The following is a 12260-nucleotide window of genomic DNA, read 5'->3' as shown; positions in this document are numbered from 1 at the left end:
ATGAGCGATACGACTCAAAAATCCGGCCTCCACGGAGCCGGCGACGACGAATACACGCCCACCGGCACCGACCAGGTGGCGGAAAACCTGGCGGCCCTGGACGACGACGAAGCCGAGCTCCGCGCGGCCACCCTCCGGGCAGGCCTGGAGGACTACGAACTCGACGAAGAAGACGCCGCGCTGCTCAGCGGTGAATACGGCGATGAAGGCGAGGAAGGTCCCCTCAAGCTGGACCCGGTTCTGGCCATCATCGGACGCCCGAACGTGGGCAAGTCCACGTTGGTCAACCGTATCCTTGGCCGTCGCGAAGCAGTTGTGGAGGACACCCCGGGCGTTACCCGCGACCGCGTAATGTATTCGGCCCGCTGGAACGGCCGCAACTTCACCCTGGTGGACACCGGTGGTTGGGAGCACGACGCCAAGGGCATCCACGCCCGGGTTGCAGAGCAGGCCGAGATGGCTGTTGAGCTTGCCGACGCCGTACTCTTCGTGGTGGACTCCGCCGTGGGCGCAACAGCCACGGACGAGGGTGTCATGAAGATGCTCCGCAAGAGCAAGAAGCCGGTCATCATGGTGGCCAACAAGGTGGACGACTTCGCCCAGGAAGCCGATTCCGCGGCACTCTGGGGCTTGGGCTTCGGCCAGCCGTACCCGGTTTCGGCCTTGCACGGCCGCGGTGTTGCGGACCTCCTGGACCACGTCATGGACACCCTTCCCGAGTACTCCCTGGTGGATGGTGTGGAGCGTTCAGGCGGTCCCCGCCGCATCGCGCTGATCGGTCGCCCCAACGTGGGTAAGTCCTCGCTGCTCAATAAGCTTGCGGGCTCCGAGCGCGTAGTGGTGGATCCACTGGCAGGCACCACGCGTGACCCCGTTGACGAGTTCATCGAACTGGGCGACCGCACGTGGCGCTTCGTGGACACTGCAGGTATCCGCCGCCGTCAGCACATGGCCCAGGGTGCCGACTTCTATGCTTCGCTGCGGACGCAGGCCGCGCTCGAAAAGGCGGAGGTCGCCGTCGTGCTTCTTGCCGTTGATGAAGTCCTCAGCGAGCAGGACGTCCGTATCCTGCAGCTGGCTATCGAGTCCGGCCGTGCGCTGGTTCTCGCTTTCAACAAATGGGATCTGCTGGACGACGAACGCCGCCGTTACCTGGAGCGCGAAATCGAGCAGGACCTCGCGCACGTGGAATGGGCTCCCCGCGTGAACATCTCCGCCAAGACCGGCTGGCACAAGGACCGGCTGGTCCCCGCGCTGGACATTGCTTTGGAGAGCTGGGACCGGCGTATCCCCACCGGACGCCTCAACGCGTTCCTGGGCGAACTGGTGGCGGCCCACCCGCACCCGGTCCGTGGCGGAAAGCAGCCGCGCATCCTCTTCGGCACCCAGGCATCGAGCCGCCCGCCGAAGTTCGTGTTGTTCACTACCGGATTCCTAGACCCCGGATACCGTCGCTTCATCACCCGTCGCCTCCGCGAAACGTTCGGCTTCGAGGGCACGCCCATCGAGGTCAACATGCGCGTCCGCGAGAAGCGGGGCAAGAAGCGCTAAGTGAGACGGGCATCACAGCCCACTTTGGCTGTGATGGCGTCTCCCACCTCCAACTTCGTGTAAGCTTTTGGAGGTGGTTCGGCCGGACTGCTTAGGTGAGACTCCTCGGAGGAAAACTTAGGCGGAGAACGGTGGAACCAGCGGGCTGTAGCGCAGCTTGGTAGCGCACTTGACTGGGGGTCAAGGGGTCGCAGGTTCAAATCCTGTCAGCCCGACCATAAAGGCCGGAATCACGTGGAAACACAGTGATTCCGGCCTTTGGTCGTTAATGCCTGCGCACTCCCGGTCTTGTTCGAATCACCCGCCGTTGAGCGTCGGGGGATTGCGAATAAGACCGGGGGATGGGGCTAGACCTTCTGCAACACGCTGAGCGCCCGCACCAGCGGCTCGAGTTCGGGCACGGACTCGGCGGCCTCAAGGGCGGATGCCAGGGTGTGGTCGTGCACGGGCTTGGCCGCCTCGAGAAGCTTCTGCCCGGCCTGCGTCAGTTCGGTGTAGATGCCGCGTCGGTCGTCGGCGCACAGGATACGGGTGAGCAGGCCGCGGTCTTCCAGCCGGTTGACCAGTCGTGTGGTGGCGCTGCTGGAGAGGGCGGTGGCGCGGGCTAGCTGCTGCATTCGCATGTGCCAACCGTCCTGGCGGCTCAGTGCGTCCAGGACCGTGTACTCCACTACAGACAGGTCACTTGAGGCCTGGAGAGCCTTCTCGAGCTCCGCTTCGATGCTTCCGTGCAGCGCGGCAAGGGTTCGCCAACCCTGTGCCCGTACCTCTACGGCGTCATCCTTGATGCCCATATCTACTGTGCTCCTGCCTTCATGTCTTGTGATCCGCGATGCATCGGAATGTAGTTGCTTGCGCAAGTATCTAGCGTGTGCAACTATATATAGAGCGTCTGCAACTAATATTCTACGGTTCCCGGCGACGCACTTCCACTTCGTCCCGGAACCAGTCATTTGAAGGAGCTCCACATGCCCGCAGGGTTGATCGCCCTTGCCCTCGGCGGATTCGGCATCGGACTGACCGAATTCGTGATCATGGGCCTCTTGCCGGAAGTTGCTGCCGACTTCCAGGTCAGTGAGGCTTCCGCCGGTTGGTTCATCTCCGGCTATGCCTTGAGTGTCACCGTTGGCGCCCTCCTGGTCACTGCCGCAGTGACCAGGCTGCCGCGAAAGCCGGTTCTCATCGGCTTGCTCGTCTTGTTTATTGCCGGCAACTTTTTATCCGCCATCGCGGACAGCTACGCGGCCATGATGATCGGCCGTATTGTCGCAGCGCTCTGCCATGGCGCCTTCTTCGGTATTGGGTCCGTGGTCGCCGCAAGCCTGGTGCCATCCCACAAGAAGGCCGGGGCCATCGCCATCATGTTTACCGGTCTTACCGCAGCAAACGTCCTGGGAGTTCCCTTCGGGACGCTGCTGGGCCAGAACTTCGGGTGGCGCTCAACCTTTTGGGCCATCACGGCCATAGGCGTGGTTGCCCTGCTCGGTATCGCGCTGATGGTCCCCAAGGCCACCACGGAACCCACCAAGGGCCTCCGCAGCGAGTTGGGTGCCTTTGCATCCGGTCAGGTGTGGCTCTCCATCATCGTGACCATTCTCGGATTCGGCGGCATGTTCGGTGCGTTCACGTATATCGCCTTCACTCTCACCGAGGTCTCCGGATTTGAGTCAGGAGCCGTGCCGTGGCTCCTGGTGCTGTTCGGTGGCGGCCTGTTCGTGGGCAACTTCCTGGGAGGAAAGGCCGCGGATAAAGCGTTGGACAAGTCACTCATTCTCATCCTTGCCGGGCTGGTCGCTGTGCTGATCTTCTTCGCCCTTACCGCTTCGAACAGCATCGCAACGCTGGTGTCCTTGGTGCTCATGGGCGGTTTCGGTTTCGCTACCGTTCCGGGTCTCCAGATGCGCGTGATGCACTTTGCCTCCACGGCACCCACATTGGCATCAGGTGCGAACATCGGCGCGTTCAACCTCGGCAACGCGCTGGGGGCCTGGCTCGGTGGCGTCACTATCACCGCGGGTCTCGGCTACACCTCGCCCATCTGGGCCGGGGCCGGCATTACTGTCGCAGCACTGTTGGTCATGCTGGCCGCGGCTGCAGCGGCGAAACGAGGGGGAGCGGCGGCACCTGGTGTAACTCCCGACGTCGAACGCGAACCGCGTGAGGTCACCGTCGCCTGACGCCGGGCTGCCAGGCTCGGCCGAAAACAAAGAAGCCCGCCACGGATAATTCGTGGCGGGCTTCTTGATGTACTATGCGTTGGGCGTGGTTTGCGTTTCAGCTGCAGTGCTCTTCGCGGCCTTGACGCGTTGGTTCTCGGCTTGCCTGAGCACCTTCATCTGCTTTCCCCTGCGCCGCCACAGCGCCCAAAGAATGGTCATTGCAATGAAGACGATGACAGCAGCAACGGCGGAAATGGCGGTCCAGGTGGTGAAGAATCCAGCATCCACGCTCAAGGTCCGTTGGCCGGCGTGGGCGGACTCGGTGCTGCCGAACGCGATGCCTGCGGTGAGCAGATTAGGTGTGGAGATGGCGACGGCAACCAGGACAATGACGATTTTCCAAGGCCAGGACACCGGTTTGCGGGTGGCTTGCCATGCAACAAGGAGTGGCATGAAGGTGAAAACGAATCCGTAGAACATACCTACCAGAACACTGGCTCCAAGGTCGCGCCGGACCTGTCCGGCGATCACATCGGCCCACCAGCGGGGAAGGATGGCCCCAAGAATAAAGTAAGCTGCCACAGCGACAAGTACTGCCACCAGGATCAGGACTATTTTGACGCCTGTATTGCGCTTTTTCTGAGCTGGTACTTGTACTTGTTCGGTCATGGGTCAATCATGGCAGAGACCCCATCAGGTGCAGGGGAAATGTGCCTATACTTTCAGCGGTGGCCATCTGTACAGGCCGCCGTCGAGGTTCGTGAAAATCCCGATGAAAGGCCACCAGTGAGCAATATTCCGGAAGAACTTTCCTACACCGCAGAACACGAATGGGTTACCGCTCCCGATGCCGACGGCGTAGTGCGCATTGGCATCACTGACTTCGCGCAGGACGCGTTGGGTGATGTTGTCTATGCCCAGATGCCTGAGCCGGGGACGAAAGTCACCGGCAATGAAGTTGTGGGCGAGGTGGAATCCACCAAGAGCGTGAGCGATATCTACGCGCCGGTTACCGGTGAAGTCATCAATCGAAACGATGCTCTGGACACTGATCCGGCCTTGATTAACTCAGACCCGTACGGCGAGGGATGGCTTATTGAAGTAAAGCTCGCGGAAGCTGACGCAGTGGATTCCCTGCTCAGTGCATCGGAGTACGAACAACAGGTAGGCTAAAGTTATCTGGCCCGTCAGGCGGCTTTCCTTAAACAGAAAAGCATGACGGCGGGCCAGCAACCGATTTGCCCGGCGGTACCGGGAGGCGGAAGTGGCCGGCAGGGTTTGGAACTGCCGGCGGATGAGGAGGAAATTCCATGGTTGGCGGCGAACAGAATCAAGCCAATGTCGGGAACGGCGCGGAGGAACAGCCGACGTCGGAGACCACCTCGATCAGCATCACGCCAACGTGGGACGAGCCGAGTATCGCGCCCAAGTTGGCCCCTGAAGAGCGTGCATCCGTAGACGCACTTCCGCCGAACTCAGCTTTGCTCATTGCGCACAGCGGACCCAATGCCGGTGCTCGTTTCCTGTTGGACGCGGACACCACCACGGCGGGAAGGCACCCTGATGCCGATATCTTCCTGGATGATGTCACGGTCTCCCGCAAGCATGTTCAGTTCATCCGGTCTGAATCCGGCTTCGAACTGGTGGACATGGGAAGCCTGAATGGAACGTACGTTAACCACGACCGCGTGGACCGTGTACACCTGAAGAGCGGCAACGAGGTTCAGATCGGCAAGTTCCGGTTGACCTACTACCTGAGCCCTGTTCGCGCAGCAGGCCAAGTCTGACGGGGTATCTGCCTGTGGCTATGGCCCAGCAGGACCGTCGCGGACCGCAGGTCCTGAACATAGGGGAAGTCCTGGCTCAGTTGAGCGACGACTTCCCCGGCATGACGGCGTCCAAGATTCGTTTCCTTGAGGAAAAAGGACTCATCAACCCCAAGCGGACTCCTGCCGGCTACCGTCAGTACGCAGACAGCGACGTTGAGCGGCTACGCTTCGTGTTGGCCCTTCAGCGGGATCAGTACCTTCCGCTCAAGGTCATCAAGGACTATCTGGACGCAATCGACCGCGGTGAGAGGCCGGAGAATCTTCCGCCCGGTGTCACGGTGTCACCCAGGGTGGTCTCAGCGGAGATGGCAGCTGAGGTGCAAGGGCGTGCCCGTGCCCTCACCGAGGAGCAGTTGCGCGCCGAGTCGGGCGCGAGCGTTCCGTTGCTCGAATCACTCTTGAGTTTTGGGTTGATCAGCCACGTGGGCGGGAAGTTTGACGAACACGCCCTCCAAGTGGCGCGGGCCTGTGTCCAGTTGGAAGGTCATGGTTTGGAGCCCCGGCACCTTCGGCCCTTCCAAGCTGCCGCCGAGCGGGAGTTCGGCCTGGTTGAGAGGGCTGTTGCGCCCTTGACTTCGCGGCGGGACGCAGCGTCGCAGGCCCGGGCTGCTGAGGCCGCCCGCGAGATCAGCGATCTTTGCCTTACCCTGCACAGGGCCTTGGTTCACCACCGTATCTCCCGGATGGATAGCTGATGATCGAAGTCGAAATCGTCGGGGTCCGGATCGAACTGCCTTCCAACCAGCCTTTGGTGCTCCTGAGGGAGATCAACGGAGAGCGCCATGTTCCCATCTGGATCGGAACGCCTGAGGCCAGTGCCATCGCCCTGGCCCAGCAGGGCGTTGTCCCGCCGCGGCCCATGACGCACGATCTTTTGGTGGACGTTGTGGAGTCCTTGGGGCATTCGATCATCAGCGTGAACATTGTGGCTGTGGAAGACAACATCTTCTACGGACAGTTGCAGTTCGACGACGGCACGGTGGTGAGCTCCCGCGCTTCGGACGCGTTGGCCTTGGCACTGCGGGCCAAATGCCGTATCTGGTGCGCCGACGCCGTCATGGAGGAAGCCGGCGTGCGCATTACTGAGCACGACGAAGGCGAGGATTCGGAGCCGGATCCCGCAGTGGATGAAGAACGTGAAATGCGCCGTTTCCGGGAGTTCCTGGATGACGTGGAACCGGAAGATTTCGAAGGCTGATCCACCCTAAGCCTAAAGTTGAGGGTGAAAGTTTCGACACGACCGGATTTTGGGGCCAAGGTCTTTGACCTCGGGGCCTCACGGGCCTAACGTCGAAGTTATCAAGTTCCCGTTGCATACACTGCCTGCGCAAGTCACACTGGAAGATGCGGACTTGCGGGAATTACACCGCTGCATTTTGCCGTTGTATCAGGGTATGCACCGTCCCCAAGGGAACTGAGAACAAGGAGGTCACGTGAGTCCGAAAGGCGAAGCAGGCGAGCTGAAGCAGTCCTCTGCCGGTATTGCTGCGCCCGCATCCGGCGCCCAAGGTTTGCTCTTCACGGAGGACCTTCCTGTGCTGGACGAGGACGCGGGCTACCGCGGTCCTACTGCTTGCAAGGCCGCAGGGATCACCTACCGCCAGCTCGACTACTGGGCACGTACTGGTTTGGTTGAGCCTGCCGTTCGCGGTGCAGCCGGCTCCGGATCACAGCGACTCTATGGCTTCCGCGACATCCTGGTTCTCAAAGTGGTCAAGCGCCTCCTTGATACCGGCGTATCACTCCAGCAGATCCGCACCGCCGTGGAACACCTGCGCGAGCGGGGCGTCGAGGACCTTGCACAGATCACACTGATGAGCGATGGCGCCAGTGTCTACGAATGTACATCCGCTGACGAGGTCATCGATCTCGTTCAGGGCGGTCAAGGCGTCTTCGGCATCGCCGTGGGGCGTGTATGGCGGGAAGTGGAGGGAAGCCTGGCTGCGCTTCCCAGCGAACACGCTGGTGAACAGTCCTTTCCCGACGACGAATTGAGCAAGCGACGCGTAGCGCGCCGGATCGGCTAAACGCCAACCATAGCTAAAAGTCAACGAAAAGAAGGCCTCGGTCCCTGATGGGACCGAGGCCTTCTTAGTGTTTAGAGCGTGTTTCCGAACAGGGGACTCGCGGGCGGTATCAGCGTTGTCGGCGGTCCCGCAGCGAGGATTGTCCGGCCAAGAGGCTTTCGAGCAGGGCATCGAAAAGCTTGGCTGCATTCTTGGCGGAATCTCCGGGCCAGTGATGGACCGAGTGCGCTGCGCCTTGGATTTGCTGCCAGTTGGCTTGCTCCGGAATGTGCGGTGTCAGCAGCAGTTCGCCGAACATGGATTCCATTTCAGCCAAACGGAAGGTGTGCTCCACGGATCCGGTGCGGACTCTGTTGGCCACAATCCCGGCCGGGGCCAAATTGGGGGCGAACTCCTGCCGGAACAGCTGGATGGCACGCATGGTGCGCTCCGTGCCGGCCACGGAGAAGAGCCCGGGCTCGGCCACGAGTACTACGCGGTCGCTGGCGCTCCACGCCATTCGGGTCAGCCCGTTGAGTGAGGGCGGGCAGTCAACCAGAACGAGCTCATAGTTGGCGGCACCAGCCAATACTGCGGAAAGGCGTCGGAGATCGCGCCTGCCCAGGTCGGGGCGGTCGTAGATTCCTGTGAAGGCCGAGCCGACAGCTACGTCCAAGGTGCCATTGCTTGAGCCGTTGGAGACCCAACTGCTGCCGGCCACATTGCCCGCCAGGTTGGCTTTCCGAGGGCTTTTCAGCATTCGGCCGATGTCCAGTTGTCCGCCTGGCTGCACGCCAAGTGCCGTGGTGGCGTCGGCGTGGGGATCGAGATCCACCACCAGAGTGGAAATACCGGCTGCGAGGGCCGCGGACGCCAGACCGGTGGTGACGGACGTCTTTCCCACTCCACCTTTGAGGCTGCTGATGCTGACTACTTGCACTTGAAAACCCAAAACCTAACGCCGGTTGCCGTATCGCGCTGATTCGCTCCGGAAGCGCCGGAGCCGGGGCTTGCCGAAGCCCCCTCAACATCATATGGTGCATCGCTGTGGTTTCCCGCTTTCTACGCGCCCGGGTGCCGGGGTAAGGCTCGGCAATAGCATGCCGTCGGATCGCGCGCACGCATATACAGCCCACATGACGTTTCCTTTGTGATGGTTGCCACAAAGATTTGTGTTTGATGCTGGCGGCACTACACACTGTGACCACCGACCGATCCACCCGCAATGATGCAGGAGAAGTATGTTTTCGAAAATTCTGGTGGCCAATCGCGGCGAAATCGCGATCAGGGCGTTTCGCGCTGGTTATGAACTGGGCGCCAAGACCGTAGCCGTCTTTCCGCACGAGGACCGTAACTCGATCCACCGGCAGAAGGCCGACGAAGCTTACCTGATCGGCGAGGTGGGCCATCCCGTCCGCGCCTACCTGGACGTAGAGGAGGTTGTCCGCGTCGCCAAAGAAGCCGGCGCTGACGCCATTTACCCCGGCTACGGCTTCCTCTCGGAGAACCCGGACCTCGCCCGTGCTGCCAAGGCAGCAGGAATTACCTTTGTGGGTCCGCCCGCGGAGGTATTGGAGCTGGCAGGCAACAAGGTTGCCGCGTTGGAGGCCGCCCGCAAGGCAGGCGTTCCTGTCCTGAAGTCGAGCAAGCCCTCCAAGGACCTTGACGAGCTCATCGCTGCAGCTGACGAGATCGGCTTTCCGATTTTCGCCAAGGCTGTTGCCGGTGGCGGTGGCCGCGGGATGCGGCGCGTGGAGACGCGCGAAGCCCTTCCTGAAGCGTTGCAGTCCGCCATGCGCGAAGCTGACGCAGCATTCGGCGATCCCACCATGTTCCTGGAGCAGGCAGTCCTGCGTCCGCGTCACATTGAGGTGCAGATCCTGGCGGACGCCGAAGGTAACGTCATGCACCTCTTTGAGCGTGACTGTTCGTTGCAGCGCAGGCACCAGAAAGTTGTGGAAATCGCGCCTGCTCCCAATCTGGATGAGAACATCCGCCAGGCGCTGTACCGGGATGCCGTGGCCTTCGCCAAGGCCCTGAACTACGTCAACGCCGGAACCGTGGAATTCCTGGTGGACACGGAGGGGGAGCGGGCAGGCCAGCACGTCTTCATTGAAATGAACCCCCGTATCCAGGTTGAGCACACCGTCACAGAGGAAATCACCGATGTTGACCTTGTGCAGGCACAGATGCGCATTGCCTCGGGTGAAACCCTCGCGGACCTGGGGCTGAGCCAGGATTCGGTGTCCATCAAGGGCGCTGCCCTGCAGTGCCGTATCACCACCGAAGACCCCGCCAACGGCTTCCGCCCCGACGTCGGAAAGATCACCGGCTACCGTTCCGCTGGTGGCGCCGGCGTCAGGCTCGACGGCGGTACGGTCTACTCCGGTGCCGAGATCAGCCCCCACTTTGACTCCATGCTGGTGAAGCTGACCTGCCGTGGCCGTGACTACCCCGCGGCTGTGGCCCGCGCGCGTCGTGGCTTGGCTGAATTCCGCATCCGTGGCGTGTCCACCAACATTCCGTTCCTGCAGGCAGTGCTTGCGGACCCGGACTTCAATGCCGGAAACGTGGCAACGGACTTCATTGATAAGCGCCCTGAGCTGCTGAAGTCGCACATTTCCGCAGACCGCGGTACCAAGTTGCTGACTTGGCTGGCCGAAGTCACCGTGAACAAGCCCAACGGCGAGCTCACTGTCCACTCGGACCCGGCAAGCAAACTTCCCGTGATCGACGGACCCGTTCCCACTTCGGGTTCGCGCCAGAAGTTGATTGAACTTGGGCCTGAAGGCTTCGCAAAGGCCCTTCGCGAACAGCAGGCAGTGGCTGTCACGGACACCACCTTCCGTGACGCTCACCAGTCGCTGTTGGCAACACGTGTACGTACCCGGGACCTCGTAGCCGCCGGCCCGGCCGTCACGGCACTCATGCCGGAGCTGCTTTCCGTGGAAGCCTGGGGCGGTGCAACGTACGACGTCGCGCTCCGCTTCCTCGGTGAGGACCCGTGGGACCGCCTGGCTGCTTTGCGTAAGGCGTTGCCAAACACCTGTATCCAGATGCTGCTCCGCGGGCGTAACACCGTAGGCTACACCCCGTACCCGGAAGAAGTGACGGAGGCCTTCGTTAACGAGGCCGCCGCCACAGGCATTGATATCTTCCGCATCTTCGACGCCCTCAATGACGTCAACCAGATGGCTCCCGCCATTCGGGCGGTACGGGCCACGGGTACGGCCGTTGCGGAAGTTGCGCTGTGCTACACCGGCAACCTTCTGGATCCCGATGAGGACCTCTACACCCTCGACTACTACCTGGACCTGGCCCGGAAGATCGTCGATGCCGGTGCACACATACTGGCCATCAAGGACATGGCCGGCCTCCTGCGTCCGGCGGCTGCCGCGAAGCTGGTCTCGGCCTTGCGTGAGCGCTTCGACCTCCCGGTGCACCTGCACACCCATGACACCGCGGGCGGTCAGCTTGCCACCTTGCTTGCAGCTGTTGAGGCCGGAGTGGACGCCGTCGATGTCGCAGCTGCTTCCCTGGCCGGCACCACCAGCCAGCCCGCCGCCTCTGCATTGGTTGCCTCTTTGGCCAACACGCCCCGCGATACCGGGCTTAGCCTGGCCAACGTCGGCGCGCTCGAACCCTACTGGGAGGCTGTGCGCAGAGTTTACGCCCCGTTCGAATCCGGTCTTCCGGGGCCCACAGGACGCGTCTACCAGCACGAAATCCCCGGCGGCCAGTTGTCCAACCTCCGCCAGCAGGCCATCGCATTGGGTCTCGGCGAGCAGTTCGAGGCGATCGAGGACATGTACACGGCGGCTGACCGCATCCTTGGCCGCTTGGTGAAGGTTACTCCGTCCTCCAAGGTGGTGGGCGATCTCGCCCTGCACCTGGTGGGACTCAATGCCGATCCCGCGGACTTCAACGAGAACCCGCAGAACTACGACATCCCGGACTCCGTGATCGGCTTCCTGTCCGGCGAACTCGGTGATCCTCCCGGAGGCTGGCCCGAGCCGTTCCGCACCAAGGCCCTTCAGGGCCGAAGCATCAAGGTGCGCGACGTCGAGATCAGCGCCGAGGACAGCGCAGCGCTTAAGGGTGACTCCAAGACCCGACAGCACACGCTGAACCGTTTGCTCTTCGCAGGACCCACCAAGGATTACCTGAAGAGCGTTGACACTTACGGCAACATCTCCGTGCTGGATACCCGTGACTACCTGTACGGTCTCCAGCAGGGCGCAGAGCACGTCATCGAGCTGGAGAAGGGCGTACGCCTCATTGCCCAGCTTGAGGCTGTCTCAGAAGCCGATGAGAAGGGCATGCGCACCGTGATGTGCACGCTCAACGGCCAGTCACGGCCGGTTGTTGTCCGCGACCGTTCGGTGGTCAGCAACGTCAAGGCGGCCGAGAAGGCAGATCCGGCACAACAGGGTCAGGTTGCCGCCCCGTTTGCCGGCGCAGTGACAGTGACGGTCAAGGTGGGCGATGCTGTGAACGCAGGCGACACCGTGGCCACCATTGAGGCCATGAAGATGGAAGCGTCCATCACGACGCCGGTGGCGGGCACGGTCTCACGACTCGCCATTTCCTCCGTGGAGCAAGTCCAGGGCGGCGACCTGCTGCTGGTGGTCGGCTAGCCACACACGCAAAAAGTACCCCGTCCGGAACATCCGGACGGGGTACTTTTTTAGTTCCAGTCGCCAGCGTTTCGGTGG

Annotated in this window: 11 protein-coding genes and 1 tRNA gene; 9 read left to right on the top strand and 3 right to left on the bottom strand. The window is 61.9% G+C overall.

Annotation, left to right across the window (positions count from 1 at the left end):
• The gene (gene der / locus BACI9J_RS13540) at positions 1-1551 is read left to right on the top strand and encodes a ribosome biogenesis GTPase Der (protein ID WP_141284728.1); all 1551 of its coding nucleotides are present in this window, start codon (positions 1-3) and stop codon (positions 1549-1551) included.
• Positions 1552-1692: 141 nt separating this feature from the next.
• Positions 1693-1769, top strand: a tRNA-Pro gene (locus BACI9J_RS13535).
• A gap of 129 nt (positions 1770-1898) precedes the next feature.
• Here the strand turns inward: BACI9J_RS13535 and BACI9J_RS13530 are convergent.
• Positions 1899-2345, bottom strand: coding sequence for a MarR family winged helix-turn-helix transcriptional regulator (locus tag BACI9J_RS13530; protein ID WP_159734840.1), 447 nt, complete (start codon positions 2343-2345; stop codon positions 1899-1901).
• 174 nt (positions 2346-2519) lie between these two features.
• Here BACI9J_RS13530 and BACI9J_RS13525 point away from each other — a divergent pair, with 174 nt between their 5' ends.
• Positions 2520-3728 (top strand): MFS transporter, encoded by a 1209-nt coding sequence (locus BACI9J_RS13525; protein WP_159734839.1) that lies wholly within the window; start codon positions 2520-2522, stop codon positions 3726-3728.
• A 72-nt stretch (positions 3729-3800) separates the two neighbouring features.
• On the opposite strand, the gene BACI9J_RS13520 is transcribed toward BACI9J_RS13525, so the two are convergent.
• Positions 3801-4379, bottom strand: a complete 579-nt coding sequence (locus tag BACI9J_RS13520) for a hypothetical protein (RefSeq protein ID WP_159734838.1) — start codon at positions 4377-4379, stop codon at positions 3801-3803.
• Between the two features lie 117 nt (positions 4380-4496).
• On the opposite strand from BACI9J_RS13520, the gene gcvH reads away from it, so the two are divergent.
• The 5 genes from gcvH (at position 4497) to BACI9J_RS13495 (ending at position 7566) form a co-directional block, all read left to right on the top strand.
• Positions 4497-4883, top strand: coding sequence for a glycine cleavage system protein GcvH (gcvH, locus tag BACI9J_RS13515; RefSeq protein ID WP_159734837.1), 387 nt, complete (start codon positions 4497-4499; stop codon positions 4881-4883).
• A gap of 137 nt (positions 4884-5020) precedes the next feature.
• Positions 5021-5497 (top strand): FHA domain-containing protein, encoded by a 477-nt coding sequence (locus BACI9J_RS13510; protein ID WP_159734836.1) that lies wholly within the window; start codon positions 5021-5023, stop codon positions 5495-5497.
• Between the two features lie 20 nt (positions 5498-5517).
• Positions 5518-6234, top strand: a complete 717-nt coding sequence (gene ftsR / locus BACI9J_RS13505) for a transcriptional regulator FtsR (protein WP_159734835.1) — start codon at positions 5518-5520, stop codon at positions 6232-6234.
• Positions 6234-6737 (top strand): bifunctional nuclease family protein, encoded by a 504-nt coding sequence (locus tag BACI9J_RS13500; RefSeq protein ID WP_017200817.1) that lies wholly within the window; start codon positions 6234-6236, stop codon positions 6735-6737. Before ftsR ends, BACI9J_RS13500 begins: the two co-directional genes overlap by 1 nt.
• A gap of 235 nt (positions 6738-6972) precedes the next feature.
• Complete coding sequence (locus BACI9J_RS13495) at positions 6973-7566, top strand: MerR family transcriptional regulator (RefSeq protein WP_141284742.1); 594 nt, start codon at positions 6973-6975, stop codon at positions 7564-7566.
• Positions 7567-7675: 109 nt separating this feature from the next.
• On the opposite strand, the gene BACI9J_RS13490 is transcribed toward BACI9J_RS13495, so the two are convergent.
• Positions 7676-8485, bottom strand: a complete 810-nt coding sequence (locus BACI9J_RS13490; protein ID WP_159734834.1) for a ParA family protein — start codon at positions 8483-8485, stop codon at positions 7676-7678.
• A gap of 301 nt (positions 8486-8786) precedes the next feature.
• On the opposite strand from BACI9J_RS13490, the gene BACI9J_RS13485 reads away from it, so the two are divergent.
• Complete coding sequence (locus BACI9J_RS13485) at positions 8787-12182, top strand: pyruvate carboxylase (protein ID WP_159734833.1); 3396 nt, start codon at positions 8787-8789, stop codon at positions 12180-12182.
• The last annotated feature ends 78 nt before the right edge of the window (positions 12183-12260 follow it).

This window comes from Arthrobacter sp. 9V (assembly GCF_902506065.1).
Taxonomy (GTDB): Bacteria; Actinomycetota; Actinomycetes; order Actinomycetales; family Micrococcaceae; genus Arthrobacter.
The sequence above is the reverse complement of the archived record's forward strand: the minus strand, read 5'-3'. Positions and strand labels throughout refer to the sequence as shown.